This is a genomic window from Aeromonas ichthyocola, from assembly GCF_046087985.1.
In the GTDB taxonomy this organism is placed as follows: domain Bacteria; phylum Pseudomonadota; class Gammaproteobacteria; order Enterobacterales; family Aeromonadaceae; genus Aeromonas; species Aeromonas rivipollensis.
Genome location: NZ_JBJSWH010000001.1, coordinates 844252 through 869249, shown reverse-complemented (window position 1 = coordinate 869249; position 24998 = coordinate 844252). Strand labels below are relative to the sequence as shown.

The 24998-nt window shown below is 63.2% G+C and carries 17 protein-coding genes and 6 pseudogenes; 4 read left to right on the top strand and 19 right to left on the bottom strand.

Annotation, left to right across the window (positions count from 1 at the left end; genetic code table 11):
• Positions 1-24: 24 nt before the first annotated feature.
• From ACF2JD_RS04145 to ACF2JD_RS04125, 5 genes and pseudogenes are all read right to left on the bottom strand, one after another.
• Positions 25-625, bottom strand: a pseudogene (locus ACF2JD_RS04145) (DUF2238 domain-containing protein).
• 295 nt (positions 626-920) lie between these two features.
• The gene (gene efp, locus ACF2JD_RS04140) at positions 921-1487 is read right to left on the bottom strand and encodes an elongation factor P (RefSeq protein WP_011707002.1); all 567 of its coding nucleotides are present in this window, start codon (positions 1485-1487) and stop codon (positions 921-923) included.
• A 43-nt stretch (positions 1488-1530) separates the two neighbouring features.
• Positions 1531-1917, bottom strand: coding sequence for an elongation factor P maturation arginine rhamnosyltransferase EarP (earP, locus tag ACF2JD_RS04135; protein ID WP_440986885.1), 387 nt, complete (start codon positions 1915-1917; stop codon positions 1531-1533).
• Between the two features lie 64 nt (positions 1918-1981).
• Entirely contained in the window at positions 1982-2737 is a 756-nt protein-coding gene (gene earP / locus ACF2JD_RS04130; RefSeq protein ID WP_440986817.1) for an elongation factor P maturation arginine rhamnosyltransferase EarP, read from the bottom strand.
• A gap of 236 nt (positions 2738-2973) precedes the next feature.
• Positions 2974-4011: pseudogene (locus ACF2JD_RS04125) on the bottom strand (GMP reductase); the annotation flags it as partial.
• Between the two features lie 399 nt (positions 4012-4410).
• On the opposite strand from ACF2JD_RS04125, the gene rloA3 reads away from it, so the two are divergent.
• The gene (gene rloA3, locus ACF2JD_RS04120; RefSeq protein ID WP_106887571.1) at positions 4411-4911 is read left to right on the top strand and encodes a retropepsin-like aspartic peptidase RloA3; all 501 of its coding nucleotides are present in this window, start codon (positions 4411-4413) and stop codon (positions 4909-4911) included.
• A 77-nt stretch (positions 4912-4988) separates the two neighbouring features.
• On the opposite strand, the gene ACF2JD_RS04115 is transcribed toward rloA3, so the two are convergent.
• The 7 genes and pseudogenes from ACF2JD_RS04115 to ACF2JD_RS04085 form a co-directional block, all read right to left on the bottom strand.
• Complete coding sequence (locus tag ACF2JD_RS04115) at positions 4989-6431, bottom strand: ATP-binding protein (RefSeq protein WP_111910351.1); 1443 nt, start codon at positions 6429-6431, stop codon at positions 4989-4991.
• Positions 6428-7120, bottom strand: coding sequence for a response regulator (locus ACF2JD_RS04110; protein ID WP_106887569.1), 693 nt, complete (start codon positions 7118-7120; stop codon positions 6428-6430). The genes ACF2JD_RS04115 and ACF2JD_RS04110 overlap by 4 nt, the downstream gene beginning before the upstream one ends.
• Before the next feature lie 81 nt (positions 7121-7201).
• The gene (locus tag ACF2JD_RS04105) at positions 7202-7849 is read right to left on the bottom strand and encodes a tetratricopeptide repeat protein (RefSeq protein ID WP_106887568.1); all 648 of its coding nucleotides are present in this window, start codon (positions 7847-7849) and stop codon (positions 7202-7204) included.
• A gap of 1 nt (position 7850) precedes the next feature.
• Positions 7851-8699: an SDR family oxidoreductase gene (locus ACF2JD_RS04100; protein WP_106887567.1), complete on the bottom strand. Its 849-nt coding sequence runs from the start codon at positions 8697-8699 to the stop codon at positions 7851-7853.
• Positions 8696-9352 (bottom strand): TenA family transcriptional regulator, encoded by a 657-nt coding sequence (locus ACF2JD_RS04095; RefSeq protein ID WP_427253821.1) that lies wholly within the window; start codon positions 9350-9352, stop codon positions 8696-8698. Before ACF2JD_RS04095 ends, ACF2JD_RS04100 begins: the two co-directional genes overlap by 4 nt.
• Positions 9349-10833: pseudogene (locus tag ACF2JD_RS04090) on the bottom strand (AMP-dependent synthetase/ligase). The gene ACF2JD_RS04095 and the pseudogene ACF2JD_RS04090 overlap by 4 nt, the downstream one beginning before the upstream one ends.
• Positions 10830-11503: pseudogene (locus tag ACF2JD_RS04085) on the bottom strand (thermostable hemolysin). The pseudogenes ACF2JD_RS04090 and ACF2JD_RS04085 overlap by 4 nt, the downstream one beginning before the upstream one ends.
• 177 nt (positions 11504-11680) lie before the next feature.
• Here ACF2JD_RS04085 and ACF2JD_RS04080 point away from each other — a divergent pair.
• Complete coding sequence (locus tag ACF2JD_RS04080; protein WP_440986816.1) at positions 11681-12298, top strand: methyltransferase domain-containing protein; 618 nt, start codon at positions 11681-11683, stop codon at positions 12296-12298.
• 74 nt (positions 12299-12372) lie between these two features.
• Complete coding sequence (locus tag ACF2JD_RS04075; RefSeq protein ID WP_440986815.1) at positions 12373-13599, top strand: DNA glycosylase AlkZ-like family protein; 1227 nt, start codon at positions 12373-12375, stop codon at positions 13597-13599.
• 77 nt (positions 13600-13676) lie between these two features.
• Here ACF2JD_RS04075 and frdD read toward each other — a convergent pair whose 3' ends face one another.
• From frdD to mscM, 7 genes and pseudogenes are all read right to left on the bottom strand, one after another.
• Complete coding sequence (gene frdD, locus ACF2JD_RS04070; RefSeq protein ID WP_033130989.1) at positions 13677-14033, bottom strand: fumarate reductase subunit FrdD; 357 nt, start codon at positions 14031-14033, stop codon at positions 13677-13679.
• 11 nt (positions 14034-14044) lie between these two features.
• Entirely contained in the window at positions 14045-14443 is a 399-nt protein-coding gene (locus tag ACF2JD_RS04065) for a fumarate reductase subunit C (protein WP_106887562.1), read from the bottom strand.
• A 16-nt stretch (positions 14444-14459) separates the two neighbouring features.
• Positions 14460-15194 (bottom strand): succinate dehydrogenase/fumarate reductase iron-sulfur subunit, encoded by a 735-nt coding sequence (locus ACF2JD_RS04060; protein WP_025326130.1) that lies wholly within the window; start codon positions 15192-15194, stop codon positions 14460-14462.
• Positions 15187-16971 (bottom strand): fumarate reductase (quinol) flavoprotein subunit, encoded by a 1785-nt coding sequence (gene frdA / locus ACF2JD_RS04055; RefSeq protein ID WP_025326131.1) that lies wholly within the window; start codon positions 16969-16971, stop codon positions 15187-15189. The genes ACF2JD_RS04060 and frdA overlap by 8 nt, the downstream gene beginning before the upstream one ends.
• Positions 16972-17488: 517 nt before the next feature.
• Positions 17489-19366, bottom strand: a complete 1878-nt coding sequence (locus tag ACF2JD_RS04050) for a methyl-accepting chemotaxis protein (protein WP_392417960.1) — start codon at positions 19364-19366, stop codon at positions 17489-17491.
• 158 nt (positions 19367-19524) lie between these two features.
• A pseudogene (locus ACF2JD_RS04045) lies at positions 19525-20199 on the bottom strand (glycerophosphodiester phosphodiesterase).
• Positions 20200-20227: 28 nt separating this feature from the next.
• A pseudogene (gene mscM / locus ACF2JD_RS04040) lies at positions 20228-23502 on the bottom strand (miniconductance mechanosensitive channel MscM).
• A 153-nt stretch (positions 23503-23655) separates the two neighbouring features.
• Here mscM and ACF2JD_RS04035 point away from each other — a divergent pair.
• Positions 23656-24993: an MATE family efflux transporter gene (locus tag ACF2JD_RS04035; RefSeq protein ID WP_168234560.1), complete on the top strand. Its 1338-nt coding sequence runs from the start codon at positions 23656-23658 to the stop codon at positions 24991-24993.
• The last annotated feature ends 5 nt before the right edge of the window (positions 24994-24998 follow it).

Below are 24998 nucleotides of genomic sequence, written 5' to 3'. Positions count from 1 at the left end.
TTTCTGAAGGGGGAAGTGGCAGCGCTAGGGTGATGGCCGGTCGGTGCTGGGCGAGCCTGGCCAGCTGGCGGTCGTGCAGGGGGGAGAGCAGCAGCAGGGCAGCTGACGGCGCCAATCAGGGCGAAGAACATGTCGGACTGGGTATCCCAGGGGTCGCCCTGGGTGCCGAGAAACTCGATCCGCCCCCTGACCGAGCGCGAGGGCGGCCCCCCACTCGATGAACTCGTAGGTGGCGCTGATGGCGAGCACCACGCAGACCACCAGAAACGCCAGCATGCGCTTGCCCTGCACATAACCTCCGCGCAGCAGTATCTCCCGGCAGGCCAGGGCGGGCACGAAGCCCTGGAAGAAGTGGCCAATCTTGTCATAGGGGTTGCGGCTGAGCTCGAGCCACTGCTGCAGCTCGAAAAACCAGCGGCACCCGGGCATAGGTGTAGGCGCCCCCCAGCATCAGCACCATGGCGTGCAGGGCGATGCACAGATAGAGCAGGCTGGTGAGGGGAAAACGGCGGTGTGTCAGGATAAGCAGCGGCATGGCGATGAGCACGGGGGCGACTTCCAGCAGCCAGGTCGCCCTGTCATAGGGTTGCCAGCCGGAGAGGACCAGCAGTACCAGGGTCAACAGAGCAGCAACAGCAGGAGTTTTTGATGTGCACCCATAAAAAAGGCTATGTCATTACGGGCATGGGGCGCCCCAGCGCCTCATGAGGGAGGAGGAACCTGACTTCATGGTGTAGCCCCCCATCTCCCGGCGCGAGACGCAAAGGGCACAGGACGGCAGGGGAATTCTCCCTCAATGCTCCAACTGGAAATCGGCCCTGCTGTCACTGACCGGGGCTGAATGATCGCAGGGCGGATCCCCATAAAGAAAAAGCGAGCCTGGGGCTCGCTTTTTTCAACACGGGCGTGAAGCCGTCAAATCAGTTGACGCGACGCTTGAACTCGCCGGTGCGGGTGTCGATTTCGATCTTGTCGCCGATCTCTACGAAGGCGGCAACGGCCAGCTCGTAGGTGGTGCCCTTCAGGCGGGCCGGCTTGGTCACTTTACCGGAGGTGTCGCCACGGGCGGCCGGCTCGGTGTACTCGACTTCGCGAACTATGGTGGTCGGCAGTTCTACGGAGATGGCTTTCTCGTTGTAGAAAGTCACTTCGCAGATGTCTTCCATGCCGTCAACCATGTAGTTCAGGGCGTCACCCAGGTTGTCTTTCTCGACGTCGTACTGGTTGTACTCGGTGTCCATGAAGACATACAGGGGGTCGGAGAAGTAAGAGTAGGTGCACTCTTTACGCTCCAGCTGAACGACTTCCAGCTTGTCGTCGGCCTTGAATACGGTCTCGGTGGCGCTGCCGTTCAGCAGGCCTTTCAGCTTCATCTTGACCACGGCGGAGTTACGGCCGGATTTGTTGAATTCGGCTTTCTGGACCACCATCGGCTCGGTACCGATCATGACGACGTTACCAGCGCGGATTTCCTGTGCGGTTTTCATGTAAAAATTCCTGTTCGTATACGGGCAGATAAAAACTGCCAGATTATATACGGCTTTCTAAAAATTTCACCAGCCGAGTGACGAGATCCCCTTCCCGCAGCAACTTCTGTGACCAGCTTCGCGCATGTTGTTGCCAAAGTGTGCCGTGGATCGGCCATTGGGCCCAGAGTTCGCTGCAATCTTCCCCTCTGTTGAGGGCCAGGTTGAGCTCGCGCAGCCACTGGCCGTCCTCGGCGGGCAAGGCCTCCAGATAGTGGTCGAGGAAGTGCGCCAGCTTGACGAGGTGGGCCTCCTCTTCCTGCTGATAGATGTGCCACAGGAAGGGCCTTGCCGCCCATTGGGCTCGCACGAAGGAGTCTTCGCCGCGCACCAGGTTGAGATCGCAGCTCCACAGCAGCCGATCGTAGCCCGCCTGGCTCGTCATCGGCAGCAGTTTGATGGCGAGCTTGCCCGCCTGCAGCAGATCCCCCGCCCGGGCCGTGCCGATGGCACTCTCAAGGCCGGGCGCCGCAGAGCACGTCGGGGAGGGCGCGCCCCATGGGCAGCAGCAGGGTGACCGGGGTGGCGCCCTGGCTCCAGCTCGCGACCAGGCTTTTCAGCGCCTCGCTCTCGTAGGTAAAGAGGCTGACCCGCAGCTCGTCTTGCGCCTTGGGCGGCAGCCCCAGGCTGGCCCAGTAGGCGGCAAGGCCAGCCTCGTCTTGCTGCCAGCGATCCCGCTCTGCCACCAGCCCCTGCTCGCACAGCAGGCCACCGGTTCTGGGGGTGAAGCCCGGGAAGAAGAAGTATTTATTGAGGCTCAGCTTGCCCACCCGCTGGGGGGAGGCGAGGCCGTGACAATCCTCGACCCAGGCTTCGGCCGAGAGGTACTCCAGATTGATCCAGCAGGGGGGGCTGGCTCGCCATCTGCTCGGCCATTCGTTCAATGAAGGGGGCGGGCAGCTGGCGCAGGCAAAGGCCTCGATCACCACGGTAGCCGGGATGGTGTCGGCCGGCAGGGTATCGTGCCAGTGCTGGATATGGATGCCATCGACCCACTGGCTATCCAGCGCGGGGTCGAGCCCCGGACAGATGCGGGCGAAGCTGGCCAGATCGTCCACCCAGAGCCGCACCTGCACCTCGTTGCCGTGGGTCGGGAGCGCGCCTTCCTGTTTCAGCTGGCGGGCCAGCCGCCAGGTGACGCCGATGTCGCCGAAGTTGTCCACTACGCAGCAGAAGATATCCCAGTCAAATTGGGGGAGGGGGCTGGTCATGGCAGGGCATCCAGATGCAAAAAAACCGGTGCGCAGGGTAGCACACCGGTTTCTAACTGGGGGCTGCCAACCCCCTCCCTGCCTCCCCCTTCGAACCGTCAACGCGTGACGGTTAAGGGGAGCGGCAGGTTACTCCTTGCCGTAGACGTTGTTCTCCTGCTCACGACCCGGATAAAGGTGGTGTGCGCTTTGTGCAGTTCTTTAAGCTGGCGGTAAAGCAGATGAACCAGGTTTACCTTGCCGTAGACGTTGTTCTCCTGCTCGCGCACCCGGATAAAGGTGGTGCGCTTGGTGAGCTCCTTGAGCTGGCTGGCGCCGACGTAGGTGCAGGTGGAGCGCACGCCGCCCAGGATGTCGCGCACTGCGTTCTCGACCGGGCCGCGGTAGGGCAGCAGCACCGTCTTGCCCTCGGAGGCACGGTACTCGGCGACACCGCCGGCGTGCTTGTCCATGGCGCTCGACGAGCTCATGCCGTAGAACTTCATGAAGGGGGCGCCATCGATATCCACCACCTCGCCGCCACACTCCTCGTGGGCCGCCAGCATGCCCCCCAGCATCACGAAGTCGGCGCCGCCGCCGAACGCCTTGGCCACGTCGCCCGGGCAGGTGCAGCCGCCGTCACCGACGATCTGGCCGCCGAGGCCGTGGGCCGCATCGGCGCACTCTATGATGGCGGAGAGCTGGGGATAGCCCACCCCTGTCTTGACCCTTGTGGTGCAGACCGAGCCCGGGCCTATGCCCACCTTGACGATGTCGGCGCCGGAGAGGATCAGCTCCTCCACCATCTCGCCAGTGACCACGTTGCCCGCCAGGATGACGTGGTTGGGGCAGGCTTCACGAGTCTTGCGCAGGAACTCGACGAAGTGTTGGGAGTAGCCGTTGGCCACGTCCACGCAGATGAAGCGCAGCGCCTCGGACATGGCGAGGATCTGGCGGGTCTTGATGAAGTCCTCTTCGGAGGTGCCGGTGGAGACCATCACATGGCCGAGCAGGGCCGGATCGGTTTTGCTGACGAAGGTTTGCCACTGGGCCAGGCTGTAGTGCTTGTGTACCGCCGTCATCATCTCGAAGCCCGCCAGGGTACGCGCCATGGCGAAGGTGCCGACGGTGTCCATGTTGGCGGCGATGACGGGCACCCCCTGCCACTGGGTCTGGGTGTGCTTGAAGGTGAACTGACGGGTCAGGCTGACTTGGGAGCGGCTCTTGAGGGTAGAGCGCTTGGGACGAAACAGTACATCCTTGAAACCGAGCTTCAAGTCTTCTTCGATACGCATTGCAAATTCCTTATTGAGCCTTGTGAAAGTCACTGTTGCAGTGGGCAAAATTTTCGGCAGGCACAAAAAAACCGCAGGTTTTCAAGGCCTCCGGTTTACAACAGTCTAGGCAAAAATCCCGCCAGAACAAGACTGATAATTCGCTCATCATTGTGTTAGCCTTTGGCGTCACAACCTGAGGTTGGCCACCAGCTTCATCCAGCACCTTCGCCACGGCCCCTCTCTTCCCTCTTTTTGCCCCTTGCATCACGGTCAACTGCTGTCGGATCCCCCATGCCGTGAACGCCATAGGCCGGGGTTTGGGGCCCCTGCGCCCCTTTTGCCAGTTGACAGTGGCCTGTGTGCTGCCCACTCTGGCGCAGAGGGCCAGCGTGGGCCCGCTTCGACGAGGAGAACACATTGTCCGTATCACACAAAGCAGGCTGGTTGTTGCTGGCCAGCCTCTGCCTCTCATCGGGCGCCTGGGCCGCCCCCACCGTCTATGGCTGGATCGAGAAGGGCGTGCTCATGCCGGGTGGGGTGGCGGTCAAGATGAAGCTGGATACCGGCGCCCTCACGTCCTCGCTCGATGCGCGAGAGCTGCACCACTTCAAGCGTGACGGCAAGCCCTGGGTGCGCTTCACCCTGGTGCTGACCGATGCCAACACCGACAAGGAGGTGCGCCAGACCCTGGAGCGCCCGGTGGAGCGCAGCGTGACGGTGCGCGGCGCCGGTGGCATGGAGGAGCGCCCCACTGTGACCATGTCTGTCTGTGTCGGTGACAAGCTCTACAAGGAGTGGTTCACCCTGCGGGATCGCAGCGACATGATCTATCCCGTGCTGCTCGGCCGTCGCCTGCTGGCGGAGCTGGGGCCGGTGGACTCTTCCCGCACCTTCACTGTGCAGCCGAGCTGTGGCTAGGAAGGCCTCTTTGGGATCACAAATGGTGCGCGGGGGCTTGGGCCCCCGCGCTTTTTTTCCCCTCAGGCTTGCACCGTCTATGCCGGGCGCGGCGGGGCGGGCAGCAGCACGCTCACCTCCAGGCCCCCCTCTGGCCTGTTGTGGATGTCGAGATCCGCGCCGTGCAGCTGCACTATGCGCTGCACTATGGCCATGCCAAGGCCCACCCCGTCCCCTTGCTGGGGATTGACCCGGAAGAAGCGCTCGCACAGGCGCGACAGGGCGGCGGTGGGGATGCCGGGGCCGTTGTCCCGCACATCCACCCTGACCCTGTTGCCCTCCTGGGTGATCACCACGGCGACCTCGCCGCCCACCTGGGTGTAGCGCAGCGCGTTGTCGATGAGGTTGCCAAACATCAGATCCAGCAACATGGCCTGCCCCATCACCTGCAGATGCTCGTCCCCCTCCAGGGAGAGCTGCAGATCCTTCCTCAGGGCTATGGGGGCCAGGGTAGCCAGGGTGCCCTGCAGCAGCAGGCTCAGATCCAGCTTGCCGAGCGCCGGGGCCTGCTGGTTGTCGATGCGGGCCTGGGTCAGCAGCTGGCGGATCAGCCGGTCGCTGCGATCGAGAGCCAGCAGCATCTTGCGCAGGGCCTGCTCGCGGCTGGCGTCATCCTCGGCGGCCAGGGCATTTTCACTGTGGATGCGCAGCACCGCCAGCGGGGTGCGCAGTTCGTGGGCTGCCTCGTTGGTGAACTGCTTCTCCCGCTCTATGGTGTCCGCCAGGGTGTGCATCAGGCGGTTGATCTCCGACACCAGCGGCGTCAGCTCCTCGGCCTTGATGGCCAGGTTGAGCGGGCTCAGGTTGGCGGGATGGCGCTCGCCGATGGCCTGGGTGAGTTGATTCAGTGGAGCCAGCCCCCGGGTGACCAGCCACCACAGCAGGCCGAGCAGGAAGGGCAGGGTGATGAAGAGCGGCAGCATGGTCAGGGTGGCCATCTTGCTGGCCAGCTCCCCCCGCTCGTCATCCCGCTCCGCGACTATGAGCCAGGTCTGCTCATCTTCGTTGTAGAGGGTGAAGGTGCGCCACTCGTGGTGATCCTTGGTCTCGCTGTTGAAGCCGCGCTCCAGGGTGGTCAGGGGCTGCTCCGGCGCATTGGGTGAGCGCAGCAGTATGGTGCCTTGCTCGTTGAGCAGCTGGAAGTAGAGGTTGTGCTCGAACTCGTGGCCATAGGGGGTGAACTCGTTGTCCCGCCCCAGCTGGCTGAAGCTGCGCTTCTCCTGATGGGGGTCGGCGGGCACGGCCTGCTCCCACTCCTGGTAGACGGCCCCGTTGCTGGGCAGTTCGCCGCGCTGCTTCAGATAACGGCTGAGCAGCTGGTTGGTGATGCGGGCGGACTGGGCGAGACGGGCATCGAACAGTTCTTCCATCTCGTGGTTGGCTTCCAGGTAGCCGATGAGGCCGCTGACGGCCAGGCTGAGGCTGACCAGGGCAAGGATGCCGGAGAGCAGGAAGCGGCGAATGGAGCGGACGCGACTCATCGGGCGGGCATCCCTCTGCTGCCCGGGGTATCTGGCTGCGGCACTATGTAGCCGACGCCGCGGATGTTGCGGATGAGCTCGGGGAAGAACTTCTTGCGCAGGTGGTGAATGTGCACCTCCACCGCATTGCTCTCGGCCCCCTCGTCCCAGCCGTAGAGGCTCTGCTGCAGCTGATCGCGGCTCAGCACCCGGCCGCTCTGGCTGATGAGCTCCTGCAGCAGCTTGTACTCGTGGGGGGTCAGCTTGACCGCCTCTCCCTGATAGGTGACCTGCTGGGACTCGGGGTAGATGAGGATGTCGCCATACTCCAGCACCGCCTGGGCCTGGCCCTTGCTGCGGCGCACCAGGGCGCGCAGGCGGGCGTTGAGCTCCTGCAGGGCGAAGGGCTTGACCATGTAGTCATCGGAGCCCGCATCCAGCCCCAGCACCCGATCGTCCAGGGCATCCCGGGCGGTGAGGATGAGCACCGGCAGCGTCTGTCCCTCCCGGCGCAGCTTGCGCAGCAGGCTGATGCCGTCGATGTCCGGCAGATTGAGATCCAGGATGAGGGCGGCGAACTCCTCGCTCTTGAGCGCCGACAGGGCGGGCAACCCCTGCTGCAGCCAGTCCACTGTGTAACCGCTGCTGCGCAGGGCATCCACCATGCCATCCCCCAGCATGATGTCATCTTCTACCAACAGGACTCGCATTGTTCTCTCCCTCAAATGACGCTGCCCACCAGTATGCAAGTTGGTGGGCAGAGTTTAAATAGCGCACTGATCTGCTTGTGTTTATAGCTTGGCGAGACGCTCGCGGATTTCCGTCCTGCGTCCTTCGTCCGCCGCCTCGCGGCCCGGTCTGGCCGGGGCGGCCAGGGCCTTGTCCAGATAGATCTTCGCCTGGGCCTTGTCCCCCTGATCCAGCAGGAAGTCGCCGTAGAAGAAATTGGGATCTATGCCGGTGGGGTTGATGGCGAGCGCCTGCTTGAGCAACTGCTCGGCCTTGTCGTCATCCCCGAAGCCGACCGGCCAGCCTGGCACCTGGTAGTAGAGGGAGCCCAGGCTGGTGTAGGCGGAGCCCTCCAGCGCCTTGGGATCCTGCTTGATGGCGATCTCCAGCTTGGCCTTGGCCTCCTTCACCAGGCTGAGGGCCCCGAGGCCGCCCTTGGCGCCGGCCCAGGTGCTCTTGACGATGGCGGACCAGATCAGCAGATCGGTGCGAAAGGCCTCCTTGGCACTGGCCTGCTCCGCCTGGGCGCTCAGGGTCTCAAGACAGCTCTCCTTGGCCTTGCCAGTCTCTTGATACTGGCAGTGGGCCCACTGCTGCTGAATGGTGGGCAGGGCATCGGCGGCCTGAACCAGGCTGCTTGTCAACGTGCCTCCTAGGGCGAGCAGCAGGAGACTGTGACCAAATCGGGGGCGGAAAGTGGCGTGTTTCATCTCAATGTTCCTTCTCGTGTGTGGCACAGGCGGGGTTGTCCCCGTGATCTGTGGCCAGGGGGACAGGGTGGCGGGCATGGCGTTCTATGATGGGCAGTTGTCTGGCCAGCGCCTTGTCGACCAGGGCGGGCAGCAGGGCATTGAGCCGCACGAACAGCTTCTCCGGCCAGCCGAGCCAGCTGCGGCGCGTCTCGTTGCACAGGGCGATGACGGCCTCCTCTGCCACGTCCTGGGGGCTGTCGGTCCGGGTCCCGAGCTCGGCATTCATGGCGTAGGCCGCCTGGGAGTTGAGGTGAGTGCGGGTGGCGCGGGGGGCAAAGTGCAGCACCTTGATGCCGGTGCCCTCCAGCTCTCGCCCCAGAGACTCGCTAAAGCCCCGCAGGGCGAACTTGCTGGCGCAATAGACGCTGTAACCGGCATAGCCGATGGCCCCGAGGCTGGAGCCTATGTTCATGATGACGGCGGGCTTGCGCAGCCGGGGCAGCAGGGCGCGGGTGAGCTGGATGGGCGCCTCTATGTTGAGCAGCAGCTGGCGCGTCACCTGCTCGCCGCTCTGATCCTCCAGCCAGGCAAACTGGTTGCAGCCCGCGCTGTTGATGAGCACATCCAGCCCCTGCTCCAGCGCCGGGTGCTGCAACAGCCTGGCCCGCTCCTGGGGCGAGCCCAGATCGGCGGTCACCGTCTGATGGCGTTCGGAATGAGGCAGCTCCTTGCGCAGGCGCTCCAGGGCGCTGGCCCGGCGTCCGTGCAGCAGCAGGTGCGCCCCCTGGGCCGCCAGCTCCATGGCCAGGGCTTCCCCTATGCCGCCGCTGGCGCCGGTGAGCAGTATGCGTTTCCCTTCAAGCTTCATTGGCAGGATCCCGTGAGCTGATGGAGCATGTCGCCATAGAGGCGGTAGACCACCTTGGCCGAGTGAACGATGGCGGCCTGATCCGCCGGGTCTTCCACCCGGTTCATCAGGGACTCGAAGAACTTGAGGTGCTCCTGATCCAGGGCGCCGTGGGAGCTCAGGTAGCTCATCGCCTGGGGCGGCAGGCCCAGACCGCTCTTGAGCTGGTCAGCCACCGTCAGGGCGATGGCGACGCTGGTGCCTTCCAGCACCTGCACCATGCCGAAGAAGCCCATGGGGTTGCCGCGCTGGATCTGGTCGTAGAGGAAGGCCACCATCAGCTCTATGGGCAGACCCGGCTGGCCGTGGCGCACCGCCTCGGCGTCACCGCCGCAGGCGCGGATGTCGCTTAAGATCCACTCCTGATGACCGTACTCCTCGTCTATGTACTCCCGGATGGCGCCGCGCACCCACTCATACTCCTGTCCCAGCTTGCCGCCGGTGGCCATCAGCAGCGGCACAGTGTGGCGCACGTGGTAGTAAGCCTCTGCCAGGAAGGCGAGGTAGGTCTCCCGGCTGATGTCGCCGCGGCGGCAGGCCTCGATGATGGGGGCATTGAACAGGTGCTCGCGCTCGGAGGCGGTGGCGTGTTGCAGGGTCTGGTAGAAGCTCATGAGGTCTCTCCTGTGAGGCCTTGGGTGATCTGCCGGGAAAAGTGGTGATAAATCTCGTTGCGACGGGGGCGGCCGTTGGCCGTCAGCAGGCCGGGGTGCTGATCCAGCGCCACCGGCAGCCAGTGATGGAGCCGGGCATAATCGGGCAGACGCTGGTTGAGCCTTCGATCTGCTGGGCAGTTCTGCCTCTGCCCGGCAGGGGCTGGATCAGCGCCACGTTGGCGGGCTGACCATCGCCAAAGACCACTATGCGGGCGATGGCCGGACAAAGCTGGGCCTGAGCTTCCACCCATTCCGGCGAAAAGTTGCGGCCAAAGGCGGTGATCTGGACGTTCTTCTTGCGCCCGGTGATATGCAGGTAGCCCTCATCATCCAGATGACCCAGATCGCCAGTGGCGATCTGTGTCAGAAGGCTCGCCAGTCGCTCTGTTCGGGAGTCTTCGCTGCCGAGATAGCCCAGCATGGCGCTGCCGCTCACCATAATTTCGCCATCGCTGGCGATGGTGACCTGACAGTGGGGCAGGGGGCGGCCCACGCTGCCCATCTTGTCGGCGTCCGGGCCGTTGAGCGCCACCACAGAGCCGCACTCCGAGAGGCCATACCCTTCATACACCGGCAGGCCGAGCTGGCGGGCATGAGCGATAAGGTCAGGAGCCACCTTGCCGCCACCGACGGCAATAAAGCGCAGGCTCTTGAGCTGCTGGGCCAGCGTCGGGGTGCTGGTGCAGAGCGCCAGCAGCAGGCGCAGCAGTTCGGGCACCAGCACCAGACTGTGGGTCGGCCAGCGCAGCAGGGCCTCCCCCAGCATGGCTGGATTGAGCGAGCTGGAGCCGGTGAAGCCGAGCTCGCCGAGGGACGGAATGCGGCTGCAGGCGCCGGTCAGCAGCGGCACATAGAGGCCGGTGATGTTCTCAAGCAGGGTGGCCAGCGGCAGCAGGGTCAGGTGTTTTTCCACCTTGGCTGGCGCGACCCGCTCGGCCAGCGCATGCTCACCGCCATCATCTGGGTCAGTGACAGGCAGACGCCCTTGGGCTGGCCCGTTGTGCCGGAGGTGTAGGTGATCTTGGCGGTGCCCTTGGGCGCGCCGAGATTGGCCGGGCAGGAGTGGCGCCAGAGCGGCAGCTCGCCGGTGATCAGTTGCAGCGGCTCGGCGGCATGCCACCCCTGATGATGGGGCCCGACCAGCGCATCGGCGCCGCTGCTCTCCAGCAACCACTCCTGCTGGGCCTGACTGAAGAAGTGGGGCACCGGGATCACCACGATACCGGCACGGGTGCAGGCGAGATCATAGCAGCGCCCAGGGCAGGCCGTTGTCGAGTTGCAGCGCCAGACGGCTGAATGCCCGCTTGCTGCAGCTTGCCGGCCAGATGCTGGATCTGCTGCCACAGGTTGTGGTAGTCGAGACGCTGCTGGCTGCTCAGCAGCGCAGGGGATTGCGGATTCTCGCGGGCATGTTTGGCGATGGCGTCGAACAGGCTCATAGGGCGCACCTTTTTTGATGGGGTTGGTTGTCACTGCTCTTGCTGGTCTCGTCAAACAGGGGCGGCATGGGGGCCAGCAGGTTGAGCAGCAGGCTGCTCTGGGCCAGCACCTCGCGCCCCTGATTGATGTCCCCGGCCATCACCTTGGGCTGGCAGCGGTAGTATTCCCCCCAGGCACTGGCGTCTTCCCCCACCTGATGGGCCTGGGCAGGGGCCAGCTCCACCGGGTTGAGGCGCAGCCGGGCAAAGCTGTTACGCAGCTTGGCGGTGCCGGTGAACACCACGTAGTCGAGGGCGTTGTCACACAGCAACCGGCACAGGGCGGCAAACATCAGGCGGGCATTGCCCGGCTCGCTGCAGGCGAGGTTGCCCACTTCGATGATGCGGCTGCGGGCCGGACGTACCCCGAGGCGGGTTTCGATGGCGGCCTCGATGGGCTGCTCCAGATACTGTTCCAGATAGAGAGGCCCTCACTGGCATGCTTGAGACCACAGGCTCCGACCAGCACCCCATCGGCTCGGTAGAGCCCGAGCAGGCAGGGCAGAAAATGGGGAATGCGGGCGTTGAATTCGAGGGTGTAGGCGGCCTGGATATAAGCTTGCAGCGCCATGACCTGCTGCGGGGACTGTGCCAGCAGCAATCTGTAGGGGGCTTGGATCTCTATGGTCATGGTTGGCTCCTTCTCTTGGGATGGCTTGAGAGTAAAAGGGCAAACTTAAGAAACCCTTAAGGAGTAAAAAAAGTTGTCAGCAAGGCGGCGGGCAGGCAATCTGCGCCGCTGTTAGCCGGACAGGAGGAGCCGCCAGACGGGCAGGCGAGCTCATGTCATCCACCGCCTGCTGCCCCCTTGCCCGTGCCAGCCGCAGCCTATCCCCTGCCGGTGGCGGGCAAGCGCTATCATCGCTGCCTCGCGTGCGAGCTGGTCTGGCTGGATGCGGCGGATCATCTGGATGAGGTGGCGGAGAAGGCGGTCTATGACGGGCACGACAACCAGGTGAACGATCCCCGCTACCGCGGTTTCCTGATGCGGGCCTTCGGCGAGGTGCTCTCCCGGGTGAGCCCTCCTGCCAGCGGCCTCGATTTTGGCTGCGGCCCCGGGCCTGCACTCATCGCCATGGGACGGGAGGCGGGCTTCGAGATGGCGGGTTACGACAAGTTCTACGCCGACCAGCCCGAGCTGCTCACCCGTCGCTACGATTTCATCACCAGCACCGAGGTGATAGAGCACCTGGTCGCTCCCCGCGCCGTGCTGGACATGCTCTGGGGCTGCCTCAACCCCGGCGGGGTGCTGGTGTTGCAGACCCAGCGGGTGCTGGGAGACGAGCGCTTCAAGACGTGGCGCTACCGCCACGATCCGACCCATATCGTCTTCTTCGCCGAGGCCTCGTTTCGCGCCCTGGCGACCCGCTGGCAGGCGGAGCTCTGCTTCCCCCACGCCGATGTAGCCGTGTTCACCAAACCCTGAACGGGGCGTTTTCATTTGGCGGCGGCTTGGGCATGCTGGTGGCCTGACACCCAGGAACGGATGCCCCTATCTTCATGTCGATCCCCCATTTGTCATTGCAAGACGCCCGCCACCTGCAACTCGCAGCCCAGGGGCTGCTGACCCCGCGCCGCGCCAAGGCTGCTCCCTCCGATCTGCTGGCCTGCATAAGGCGCATGGCGCTGCTGCAGATAGACACCATCTCTGTGGTGGCCCGCAGCCCCTATCTGGTGCTGTTCAGCCGGCTCGGCCACTACGATCCGCGCTGGCTGGAGCAGTTGCTGGCCGAGGGGGATCTCTTCGAATACTGGGCCCACGAGGCCTGCTTCGTCCCTCGCGAGGATTACCGGTTGCTGCGCCATCGGATGCTGGATCCCGCCGCCATGGGCTGGAAGTTCTCCGCCCAGTGGCTCAAGACCCACGGCGGCGAGATAGAGCAGATAGTCGAGCGGATTCGCCGGGATGGCCCGGTGCGGGCCGCCGACTTTGAACGCAAGGAGGGCAAGGGCAACGGCTGGTGGGACTGGAAGCCCGAGAAGCGCCACCTGGAGGTGCTGTTCACCGCAGGGCGCCTGATGGTGCGAGAGCGGCGCAACTTCCAGCGGGTCTACGATCTCGCCGAACGGGTCATGCCCGAGTGGAACGACGAGCGGGATCTGCCGAGCCCTGAGCTCGCCCAACGAGACATGGTGCGGGCCAGCTGCCGGGCGCTGGGGCTGGTCAAGACCGGCTGGGTGGCGGATTACTACCGCCTGCGGCGCGGCAAATACGACGCCCTGCTCCATCAGCTGGCGGACGAGGGGGAGCTGTTGCCGGTGCGGGTGGAGGGCTGGCAGCACGGCGCCTTCGTGCACGCATCGCTCTGCGATGAGCTGGCCCGGGCCCAGGCTGGCAGTCTCAAGGCGACCCACACAGCCGTGCTCTCGCCCTTCGATCCCCTGGTGTGGGATCGCAAGCGGGCCAGCGAGCTCTTTGGCTTTGACTACCGCATCGAGTGCTACACCCCGGCTCCCAAGCGCCAGTACGGCTACTTCGTGCTGCCGTTGCTGCGCCGGGGCCAGCTGGTGGGCAGGATGGACGCCAAGGCTCATCGCAAGGAGGGGGTGTTCGAGGTCAAGAGTCTCTATCTGGAGCAGGGGGTCAGGGTGAGCGCCAGCCTGGCGCAGGATCTGGAGAAGGCGCTGCAAAAACTGGCCGACTGGCACCAGACCCCGCTGCTTCGCCTCGGCGCCATGCCGGCGCCCCTGCGGGCCCTGTGGCCGGAGCCAGCGCTGCGTCCTTAGCCCGCCCGTTGCATATCAGCCAAACAAAAACCGGGCACTGGGCCCGGTTTTATTATCTGTTGCTGGCAACCTAAGAATTACTGGAGTACCAGCACCATCAGCAGACCGACCGTGATGGCGGACACCAGGAAGGCGAAGCCATAGAACACATAGTGGTGCAGCTTGGTGGTGTGGATCCCAAGGTCATGCAGGCCGTGATAGATGCGGTGCATGCCGTGCCAGATCGGCAGGGCTATGATGACCAGCAGTATGCAGGCACCCCACCAGGAGCTGGCGAAGGCGTGCACGCGCTCAAAGCTCATGGTCTCCACGTCCATGATGCCCATGGGCACCAGCAGACCGGTAATGAGGACAATCACCGGCAGCAGCATGGCAACCACCATGCCACCGGCACCAAAGAGTCCCCAGTAAATGGGTTCGTCAGAACGTCTCATCATTAATCTCCTCAAGCCACGATGATCAGGATCAGCAGGGATACCGCCGCCAGCGCCACATATTGAGCGATGACGATCGGCTTCTCCGGCACCAGGTCTTCGCCACGGAAGATGCGCATGGCCTTGGGGGCCAGGGCAAACCAGGTCTTGGCGTGGAACAGGCAGGCTGCCAGCGCGATGACGTGGAACAGGATGGCAACCGGGCTCTGCAGGGATTCCAGCCAGCCGTTGAACGCCTCCTGACCCTGCACCAGACGCAGCAGACCCCACATCAGCACCACGGCATAGATGGAGACGAAGATGCTGGTGCCTTCGCGGATCATGTAACCGGTGTAGAAGGCATTCTTCAGCCACCAGTCTTTCTTCATCTCGCGCACGTAGGGCTTACGTTTGCTTTGGGTGTTGTTCATGGTCTCACTCCTGGTCTCAATCCGGCTTGAACATGGCGATCATGTAGTCCTTGGCGCTCTCGACCTTGCCAAGCTGGATGGCTGCGGCCGGGTCTACGCCTTTCGGGCACACGTCAGAGCAGTAACCCACGAAGGTACAGCCCCAGACGCCTTCGTCCTGGCTGATGATCTTCATCCGCTCCTTGGACGCGCTGTCGCGGTTGTCGGCGTTGTAGCGATAAGCCAGCGCCAGGGCCGCGGGACCGGTGAACTTCTTGTTGATGCCGTACTGCGGGCAGGCGGCGTAGCAGAGGCCACAGTTGATGCACATGGAGAACTGGTGATACTTCGCCATGTCAGCCGGGGTCTGGGTGTACTCGCCGTCGCACAGGTTGCGCGGCTCGGACGGGATGATGTAGGGCTTGATGCTCTCCAGCTTCTCGATGAAATCGGACATGTCGACCACCAGGTCGCGTTCGATCGGGAAGTTGTTGAGGGGCTCTATGGTCATCTTGCCCGGCAGGTAGTCCCGCAGGAAGGTCTTGCAACCCAGCTTCGGAATGCCGTTGACCATCATGCCGCAGGAGCCGCAGATCGCCATCCGGCAGGACCAGCGGAAGCTCAGGGTGGAGTCGAGCTGATCCTTGATGTATTGCAGGGCATCCAGCAGGGACATCTCTTTCAGGTAAGGCACCTGGAAGGTCTGCATCCAGGGCTCGTTATCCTGCTCGGGACGGTAGCGCAGGATTTCAATTTCGATCATCTCAGCCATTCTTCTTAGCCTCGTCTTGTTTCTCACCCTCGGAACCGTACACACGTTTTGCCGGTTGGGATTTAGTGATCTTCACATCGGAGTAATCGATGGTCGGGGCGCCTTCCTGGTTGTAGAAGGAGAGGGAGTGCTTGAGGTAGTTCACGTCATCCCGCTCTTCGTAACCGTCCAGACGCTGGTGGGAACCACGAGACTCTTTGCGGTTGATGGCGGAATGGGCCATGGCTTCGGCCACGTCCAGCATGTAGCCCAGTTCGATGGCGTACAGCAGGTCGGTGTTGAAGACAGAGGACTTGTCGTTGATCTTGACCTTCTTGTAACGGGCCTTCAGCTCGTTGATCTTGTCGATGGTGCCCTGCATCAGCTCTTCGGTACGGTAGATACCGACGCCGGCTTCCATGGACATGCCCAGTTCGTTGCGGATATCCGCCGGGTTTTCGGTCCCGTCGATGTCGAGCAGGGAGAGGTGCTGCTTGATGAGCGCCTCGGCCTTGGCGGCCAGTGCTTCGGTGTTGCCGTGCTGCTGGGTCGCCGCGAATTCGGCTGCCTGCTCACCGGCCACCTTGCCGAAGACCACTATCTCGGACAGGGAGTTGGAACCCAGACGGTTGGCGCCGTGCAGACCGACGGAGGCACACTCGCCAGCGGCGTAGAGGCCTGGCATGCGGGTGGCGCACTTGCCGTCAGTCTCGATGCCGCCCATGGTGTAGTGGGCAGTCGGACGGACCGGGATCGGCTCTTTCACCGGATCCACACCCACGTAGGCCTTGGCCAGTTCGCAGATGAAGGGCAGACGCTCTTTCAGGTACTTCTCGCCGAGGTGACGCAGGTCGAGGTGAACCACGTCGCCCATGGGGCCCTGGATCACGCGGCCTTTCTGCTGCTCTTGCCAGAATGCCTGGGAGAGACGGTCACGGGGACCCAGCTCCATGTGCTTGTTCTTCGGCTGGCCGACCGGGGTTTCCGGGCCCAGACCGTAGTCTTGCAGGTAGCGGTAGCCATCCTTGTTGAGCAGGATGCCACCCTCGCCACGACAACCTTCGGTCATCAGTATGCCGGTGCCCGGCAGACCGGTCGGGTGATACTGGACGAACTCCATGTCACGCAGGGGCACGCCGTGACGGTAGGCCAACGCCATGCCGTCGCCGGTGACTATGCCGCCATTGGTGTTGTAGCGGTAAACGCGACCGGCACCGCCGGTGGCCAGCACCACTGACTTGGCCTGGATGAAACGGGTGATGCCGTTCTGGATGTCGAAGGTCAGTACGCCCTGGACGCGGCCATCTTCCACGATCAGATCCAGACAGAAGTGCTCGTCATAGCGCTTGATGGTCGGGTACTTGATGGAGGTCTGGAACAGGGTGTGCAGAATGTGGAAACCGGACTTGTCTGCGGCGAACCAGGTACGCGGGATCTTCATCCCGCCGAAACGGCGGACGTTGGCCTTGCCATCCGGCTTGCGGCTCCAGGGGCAGCCCCAGTGCTCCAGCTGGATCATCTCGTTGGTGGCGTTGTTGACGAAGTACTCGACTACGTCCTGCTCACACAACCAGTCGCCACCGGAGACGGTGTCGTTGAAGTGGTTTTCGAGGGAGTCGTCATCACGGACGACGCCTGCGGCGCCACCTTCGGCGGCCACTGTGTGGCTGCGCATCGGATAGACCTTGGAAATCAGGGCGATTTCCAGCTCCGGGTGGGCTTCTGCAATGGCGATTGCGGCACGCAGGCCACCGCCACCGGCACCGATGATGGCAACATCGGTCTTGATAATATCCACATCTGCCTCCTTAGGGATAGATTTGCTGGGCACGATTTTGCTCTATGAAAAAAATTCAGGCTTGATGCAAGTCAAACTGCTTTGTTTTAGTGCTTGGCAACGGTGGTTTTTATTACAACCCACCCCATTCCTTGGATGAAAATGCCGTCATTATCGCCATCCATCAGTGATCTGGATCAGCCGTACTCGCTACTCTGGTGATTTTAACCCCAAGATTGTACGTAGTTTTCTTTCAAAAAAATGAGAAATGCCTCTCTTTTTAGGTATTACCCCTAAAGTTTTTAAGTTTTTTATCAGAAATGTTTAGTGATAACTATTATCACCTTGGTGGCTGCTGAAAAAACATCGAAAAAAGTAATGCGAATATAGTCAGGGCAGGCATCAGCTGCGTCAGAAGGATACTCGAATGGAGAGGCAGATCACAGAGTGTCCGGTGTCGAAGGGGAATTATAACCATTGAAACGAAAAGGGTTTATATAAAAAAAGGGGCCTGGACGGCCCCTTTTCATTGAGTCGATCAGATGCGGAACATGCCGACCTGATTGTTGAGCTCACCTGAAATATTTTTAAGTTGAGCCGAGAGATTGCGGGAGCTGTCCGCATCCACCGCCAGCTCGTCCGAGACGTCCTTGACCGCCTGGATATTGCGGCTGACCTCGTCGGTCACCGCCCGCTGCTCCTCGGCGGCACTGGAGATCTGGGTCGCCATGTCGGAGATCTGGTTGATGGAGGTGGTGATCTGCTCCAGGGCCTGGGTGGCATCGTTCGCGTCTTCCACGCTGTTCTGGGCCAGCAGCTGGCCCTCGTGCATGGTGCTGACGGCCCCCTGGGTGTTGCGCTGCAGCGTCTCTATCATGCTGCGGATCTCGACGGTGGAGCTGTGGGTGCGTTGTGACAGCACCCGCACCTCGTCGGCGACCACGGCGAAGCCGCGACCCTGCTCACCGGCCCGGGCGGCCTCGATGGCGGCGTTGAGCGCCAGCAGGTTGGTCTGCTCGGCGATGCCCTGGATGGTGGAGAGTATGGTGTTGATCTCCTGGGCGTTCTTTTCCAGCTCCTGGATGATGCCGGAGGCCTGCTTGACCTGGGTGGCGAGATCCGTGATGGAGCGCTGGTTGCGGGCGATCACCTGCTTGCCGTGCTCGCAACTGCTGGAGGAGCTGCGGGCTGCCTCCGCGGTCTGCTCGGCATTGCTGGCGACCTCGACGGCGGTGGCGGACATCTCGTGCACCGCTGTGGCTATCTGGGAGATCTCGTTCTGCTGGCGCGCCAGACCCTGGTTGGATTTCTCCGCCATGTCGTGGGAGGACCTTGCCTGCTGGTTGAGCTGCCCGGAGGAGTTGGAGATGTCCTGTACCATGACGTGGATGCGTTCGATGAAGGTGTTGACGTGCTTGGCGACTGTGCCGACCTCGTCTTCCCGCTCGATCTTGATGCGGCGGGTCAGGTCACCGTTGCCGCGGGAGAGATCCGCAATCGCCTCGCCGAGGGTCTTCAGCGGGGCCAGGGAGCTGTTGATGGCCACGTAGGAGAAGCCCGCGACTATGAGGATGGTCAGCAGACCTTGCAGCAGGGCTGAGGTGACCATGCGGGAGACGGACTGGTAGGCGACAGCCTTGTCCACCACTATGCCGAAATACCAGTTGGTGTTGGGGATCTCGGTGAGGTCGAACACGCTGGCCTTGCCGCTGATATCCATCTCGGAGATGGTGTTGTCATGGGCCAGTTCGTTGACCTTGGCCGCCGTCAACTCGGGGGAGAGGGCGGTGGCGGGCTTGAGGGTCAGTGCCTTGTCCGGGTGGGCTATGATGGTGCCGTTGCTGTCCACCAGGATGGCGTAGGTGCCTTCCGAGTTGATGGCCAGCACATCGCGCACCAGGCCATCGATGGAGACGTCACCTGCGATGACGCCGTCGGTGTTGCCACGGCTGAAGGGCTCGGCGATGGTGATGATGAGGTTGCCAGACGAGGCATCGGCATAGGGGGCCGTGATGGCGAGCTTGCCGGCCGCCATGGCGTCCTTGTACCAGGGACGCTGGCGCGGATCATAGCCAGCGGGCAGGTTGGTCTGCTTGCTCTGGATCATCCGGCCATCCTTGGTGCCCACATAGACGAGGTCGAAGTTGCCTGCGTTCATGGACTGGGCCAGGTGGCTGAGGGGTTCCTCCTCCTTGGTGAAGGCTTCCTTGGTGGCGGTGACCAGGCCGATGCGCGCATCGAGCCAGCGGGAGATGCCCTTGACGTTGGCGATGGAGCTGTCGTCGATGAAGCTCCAGATCAGCCGCTGGGTTTCGCTGCGCAGCTGGGTGGTGTTGTACCAGACCTGCAGGCTGGAGATGACCAGGATAATGGCCCCGATGGCGAGGACCAGCTTGTTCTTGATGGATAGATTCATGTTTACATCCTTGTGAGCGTCAGTCTGAGATCCGTGTGGTGTTTGTTATTGTTATGAGCCAACTCTGTATCGGCTGAAAGTGGACTTTATGTATCCCGGTGCACAGGAAATTTTCGATCTTTTTTCACCTCCGATGGGCCGCCAGGCCGCGCCGATACTCAGCTGAATCGATCTGGTCGGTTGGTAAAGATGCCATCGACACCCATGGCCGCCAATGCAGCCCCATCACTCAACTCGTCGACCGTGTAGACCAGGATCTTGAGCCCACGGCTATGGGCATCCGCCACCAGCCCGGCATCGACAAAGTCCACATCGCAATTGAGCGACCAGGCACCCAGCTCTTCGGCGAAGCGGGCACCGTGCAGCGGCAGGTTGGCGGTCAGGGCACCGAGCCGGATATCGGCCGCAAGGCGGCAAATCGGGCCAGCTCCGGGTGGTGGAAGGAGGAGACGACCCACTGCCCGGGAGTAAAGCCCAGCTCGGCTCTGCCCGCCGGGTCAGGGCCGCCACCGCTCGGCGGTATGCGCCCCCTTGAGCTCGATATGCAGCTCGCAGCGCCCGGCAATCAGGCTCATCACCTGCCACAGGGTCGGGATCCGCTCTCCCTCACCGGCATCCAGGCTCGCCAGATAGTCCCGGGATTGCTCGGTCAGCACCCCGTGGCCGTCGGTGCAACGCTCCAGCCGCCGGTCGTGGAAGACCCACAACTCGCCATCGGCCGCCTGCACGTCGAGCTCGATGGCGCTGACTCCCAGCTCCAGCGCTTTGGCCATCGCCTTGAGGGTGTTCTCCGGCGCCAGACCGCTGGCGCCGCGATGGGCAATGATCTGCATGTTCTGCTCCTGTTGTCGTCGTCGCGGATCAGCCGCGGCTCAGGTGAATGTCGATCTGTTGATGGGGCAGGGTAAGTCCCTGCTGCTGCATTTCTCCAGCACCAGCGAGTGAACCTCGTGAGTGATGGGCATCCGGTGATCCATGTTGTTCACATAGAGCCGGATCTCGTAGATGAGGGCCGAGTCGGTGAACTCGATCAGGAACACCTCGGGGGTGGGGGTATCCAGCACCAGGGTGGACTCCTGCACACACTGCTCCAGCAGCTGCTGCACCCGCTTGGGCTCCTGAGTCAGGCCGATGCGGATGCGCAGCTTGACCCGGGTGATGGCATCGGACAGGGACCAGTTGATGAACTGCTCGGTGATGAAGGCCTTGTTGGGGACGATGATCTCCTTCCTGTCCCAGTCCACGATAGTGGTGGCACGGGTCTTGATCTTGGTGACTGTGCCGGTCAGATCGCGAATGGTGACGGTATCGCCGAGCCGGATCGGCTTCTCGAACAGGATGATGAGGCCGGAGACGAAGTTCGCGAAGATCTCCTGCAGACCGAAGCCCAGGCCCACCGAGAGCGCCGCCACCAGCCACTGGGTCTTGGACCAGTCGATGCCGAGCATGGAGAAGCCGGTGAGGGCGCCGATGAGGATCACCAGATACTTGCTGACCGTGGTCAGGGCGAAGCCGGTGCCGGGGGAGAGGCTCAGGTGCTGGAGCAGGGTGAGCTCCATCAGCCCCGGCAGGTTGCGGGCTGTGACCACCGTCAGGATGAAGGCGAAGGCGGTCAGCATCAGATCCTGCAAGGTGATGGCGGAGAGCTGCTCTATGCCGGCCACCTTGCTGCTCACCTGCCACACCTCGATGCTGCTGAGGAAGCTGAAGGCCGAGTTGAGATCCGACCATTGCACCACCACCAGCATGGTGAAGCCCAGCATCAGCAGGGTGCGCACCAGGCCCAGCGACTGGGCGCTGATGGTGTCCAGATCCAGCTCGGGCTCCTCCACCACGTCCGGGATCTCGGAGCTGAGATCGTCCTCGTCACGCTCCCGCTGGGCCAGGATCTCGGCCCGTTTGCTCTTGGCGCGATCGAAGGCGAGGCGGCGGCGCTGGATCAGCATCCAGCGATGGGCCAGGTAGTAGACCAGCAGGCAACCGAGCCCCGCTAGCAGGCTCAGCTCCAGCTGGCGCAGCAGGATGCGGGAGGTATAGAAGTAGCCAAACAGGGAACCCAGCACCGCCAGCAGGGGGGCCAGCATCAGGCTGTTCCAGATGAAGTGGTGCAGCAGGTGGGGCTTGGTCATGTCCGCCTGGCCCCAGGTGAGCGGCAGCTTCTCCCGGTTGAGGCGGGCGAAGAACAGCAGTAGCCAGAGGGCGCCGACGATGAAGGCGAGGCGACCCAGGGAGTCGTAGAAGGCGTGCTCCTGATAGCTGTTGGCCATGCCCTGCACGAAGAAGCTGGGGATCAGCACCAGCAGCAGGGTGCGGAACTGGCCCCAGACCCGCTGCACCGGCTCCTTCGGCCAGCGGAAATGGAGGATGAGGATCCCCTTCTCCAGGGTCAGATGGCGGGCGACCAGCAGCGCCAGCAGCAGGAACCAGATCTCGCCAAGGCCCCGGGCCACGGCCACCGCGAAGGGGTATTGCCAGGCGCCGTCCAGCAGGCCGCGCATCATCAGCACCATGGCGGGCAGCGGCAGGGCCGCGAGCAGGGAGCGCACCAGCAGTCGGCTGGTGAGGCTGAACTTGTCCTGGGTCACCTTGCCGATGCGCGGGGCTATGTAGTGGCTGTACTGCACCAGGTGGCGCCCCAGCTTGGCCCAGCACCAGGCCAGCACCAGCAGACCGAGCCCCGCCAGGGTCAGGGTCATGGGGTTGTTCTCCACTATGGCCCTGGGCAGTTGCAGCCAGTTGACGGGATCGAGCAGCAGGCTCAGCGCGGTGGGCACGCCGAGCAGGACGGCCGGGGTGAGCGGGCGAACATCCGGCATCCAGAACAGGTGGCTGGCACTGATCTCGCGGATCTCGTCGATCTTGCTGTTCTGGCGGCTGTAGAGCAGCTTGAGCCGGGTCTGCTCCTGAATGAGGGTATCTGAGGCGTCGTTGAGCCGGGTCAGCAGTTGCCGTCTGGCCTTGAGCAGGTTGTCGAGCACGGCCTGCTGGGCCCTGTCCAGGGTGATCTCATCCCCGCTGAGCAGGTTGTTGCGGATCTGCACTGTATCCTTCAAGGCATCTTGCTCTGTCTCGTACTGGTACTTCGCCATGCGCGCCTTGACGATGTCGGACTCCAGCTTCTCCAGGGGGAAGTAGTTGGGCAGATCGGCCAGCTTGCTGCGCAGGTTTTCGCCGTAGGCGTTGCTTATCTGCAGCCATTCCAGTTGCTCGCGCACCGAGTTGACCAGATCGTTCAGTCCTGACAGGGAGGTGTCGATGCCGCGCTGCTCGTCCTGTACCCGCTCTATCTGATCTTCCAGGGCGCCGAGTTGCAGGGAGAGCGCCTGGTTCTGCTGTTGCTGCTCCTGCAGCAGGGGCAGGTCCGAGGTGAGCTGCCGGCGCAGCCGCTCGCTTTCCGCCAGCGCCTGCTCCGTTTTTTCCCGCCGCAGCTGGTTTTGCTGGTTGAGCAGGCTGTTCTGCCACTCATCTTCGTCTGTGATGGCGAGATTGAGCTCCTGCAGCTTGAGTTTGCCGAGATCGTTGCGCTGCTGGGCGGAGAGCTGCTCCAGCTCCAGCATCTGGATCCGGTCAGAGAGGCTCTGCTCCTTGAGGCGGGTGGCCAGTTGCTGGGCCTCCTGCAGGCGATCCGACTCGTTGCTGAAGCTCAAGCGATCGAGCTGGGAGCGGGTCTGCAGCAACTGCTTGCGCAGCTCATCGACCCGCACATGGTACTCCTGGCCCGTGCTCTCCAGCTGGTTGAGGCTGTCGGTCACCGCCTGGCGCTCCTTGCGCAGGTTGATCTGGCGGTTGCTGCTCAGGCCAATGGCCTGGCGCAGTGCCTCTTCTTTGAGGGAGGAGAGGGGCGGGCGGGACTGGGGTTGATAGTTGTGCAGGCTCTCCTTGAGACGGGCCGACTCCTTGGGGTAGTCGATGAGGATCTGCTGATAGGCCTTGCCCTGCTCCCGATAGCGCTGGGCATCCCTGGCATACTGCAGCGCCTGCTGATAGCTCTCCCGCAGTTGCTGGTTCTCGGGGCTGTCGGTCTTGGGGACGCTTTGCAGCAACTCTTCCACCTGAGTGACGGCATCATCGGCCTGGGCAGCGGAGAAGGGGAGCAGGCTGAGACAGAGCATCAGGCAGAGCAGGCGTTGCAACATGGCGCACGTTTCCGTTCATGAGAAGTCGCCTTAGCCTAAAGCAGGGGCAGGGGTGGGTAAAGCCTTCCACATTAATGATCTGCAACATAAATAACGGGTGATCCGGGTCTTGTTTGGCTATTATTCTGGCCGTTCCCCTCCCTTGAGCAATTTATGTCCACTGTCGATCTGGGCACGGCCCCCCTCTCTCGCCTCTTCCTGCGTTACGTCACCCCGACGGTGGCCGCCATGCTGGTCACCGGCGTCTATGTCACCATAGACGGCATCTTCGTCGGCCATATCCTGGGCCAGGACGGCCTGGCGGGCATGATGCTGGCCTACCCCATCTGCGCCGTGCTCTATGCGGTGGGGGCGCTGATCGGCATGGGCTCCTCGTCGCTCGCTTCGTTTTATCTGGGCAAGGGGGAGCAGGCAAAGGCGCGCCACATAGTCGGCAATGCGCTGGTGATGGTGCTCATCGCCTCCGCCGTGCTCGCCTTCATCGGCATCCGGTACGGCAAGGAGATGCTGACCTGGATGGGAGCCGAGGGGGTCATCTTCGACGCCGGTTTCGCCTACCTGCAGTGGTACGCCTGGCTCGGGGTCTTTGCCGTGCTCTCCATGGCGTTCACCGCCCTGCTGCGCAACGACGGGCGACCCGGCCTCACCACCTGGATCCTGGTGGGGGGCGGCGTGCTCAACGTGCTGCTCGACTACCTGCTGATGGCGGTGATCCCCTGGGGGCTGGCGGGGGCGGCCATCGCCACCATGCTCTCCCAGGCGGTGACCGGGGGCCTGTGCCTGTGGCACTTCTTCACCCCGCGCAGCCAGCTGCGCATCCGCCTGGATACCCTGGTGCCGGACTGGCGGCTGATGCGGGAGACCCTGCGACTCGGGGTGTCGAGCTTCCTGATGTACCTCTATCTGTCTGTGGTGCTGGCGCTGCACAACAAGGCGCTGCTGTCGGTCGGCAGCTCCCTGCACGTGGCCGCCTACGGGGTCATCAGCTACAGCGAGGCCTTCTTCTATCTCATCTTCGAGGGGATCGCCATGGGCATCCAGCCCATCGCCAGCTTCAACGCCGGGGCGGGCAACTGGCAGCGGGTGCTGCGGGTGCGCAACCTGGCGTTGGGGGTGACCCTGGTGGTGGCGCTGTGCGGCATGATACCGCTCTACCTCTGGCCGGAAGGGGTGGTCTATCTGTTCGCCGGTGACAACGCGGCCCTCTTGCCGGTGGCCAGCCTCGGCATCTGGCTCTACTTCTGGGGTCTGCCCATGGAGGGGCTGTTGCTGGTGGGGGCGACCTACTTCCAGGCCATCAACCGGGCCCGCATCGCCTCCCTGCTCACCGGGGGCAAGCTGGTGCTGATAGGCGGCTTCCTGTGGGGCTTCTCCTCCCTGTGGGGGGTGGCCGGGGTCTGGCTGGCGCTGCCTACCTGCAGCACCTTGCTGGTGCTGGTGATGTGGCGGGCCATGGGCAAGGAGGCGGGGCAGCATGCCGCAGCCCCGTGATTGAC

What these genes read in the sequence shown, in the direction of transcription:
- efp (WP_011707002.1), bottom strand. Translation starts at nt 1,487, where the DNA reads ATGAAAACCGCACAGGAAATCCGCGCTGGTAACGTCGTCATGATCGGT.
- earP (WP_440986817.1), bottom strand. Translation starts at nt 2,737, where the DNA reads ATGACCAGCCCCCTCCCCCAATTTGACTGGGATATCTTCTGCTGCGTA.
- ACF2JD_RS04115 (WP_111910351.1), bottom strand. Translation starts at nt 6,431, where the DNA reads ATGAGTCGCGTCCGCTCCATTCGCCGCTTCCTGCTCTCCGGCATCCTT.
- ACF2JD_RS04110 (WP_106887569.1), bottom strand. Translation starts at nt 7,120, where the DNA reads ATGCGAGTCCTGTTGGTAGAAGATGACATCATGCTGGGGGATGGCATG.
- ACF2JD_RS04105 (WP_106887568.1), bottom strand. Translation starts at nt 7,849, where the DNA reads ATGAAACACGCCACTTTCCGCCCCCGATTTGGTCACAGTCTCCTGCTG.
- ACF2JD_RS04100 (WP_106887567.1), bottom strand. Translation starts at nt 8,699, where the DNA reads ATGAAGCTTGAAGGGAAACGCATACTGCTCACCGGCGCCAGCGGCGGC.
- ACF2JD_RS04095 (WP_427253821.1), bottom strand. Translation starts at nt 9,352, where the DNA reads ATGAGCTTCTACCAGACCCTGCAACACGCCACCGCCTCCGAGCGCGAG.
- ACF2JD_RS04075 (WP_440986815.1), top strand. Translation starts at nt 12,373, where the DNA reads ATGTCGATCCCCCATTTGTCATTGCAAGACGCCCGCCACCTGCAACTC.
- frdD (WP_033130989.1), bottom strand. Translation starts at nt 14,033, where the DNA reads ATGAGACGTTCTGACGAACCCATTTACTGGGGACTCTTTGGTGCCGGT.
- ACF2JD_RS04065 (WP_106887562.1), bottom strand. Translation starts at nt 14,443, where the DNA reads ATGAACAACACCCAAAGCAAACGTAAGCCCTACGTGCGCGAGATGAAG.
- ACF2JD_RS04060 (WP_025326130.1), bottom strand. Translation starts at nt 15,194, where the DNA reads ATGGCTGAGATGATCGAAATTGAAATCCTGCGCTACCGTCCCGAGCAG.
- ACF2JD_RS04050 (WP_392417960.1), bottom strand. Translation starts at nt 19,366, where the DNA reads ATGAATCTATCCATCAAGAACAAGCTGGTCCTCGCCATCGGGGCCATT.
- ACF2JD_RS04035 (WP_168234560.1), top strand. Translation starts at nt 23,656, where the DNA reads ATGTCCACTGTCGATCTGGGCACGGCCCCCCTCTCTCGCCTCTTCCTG.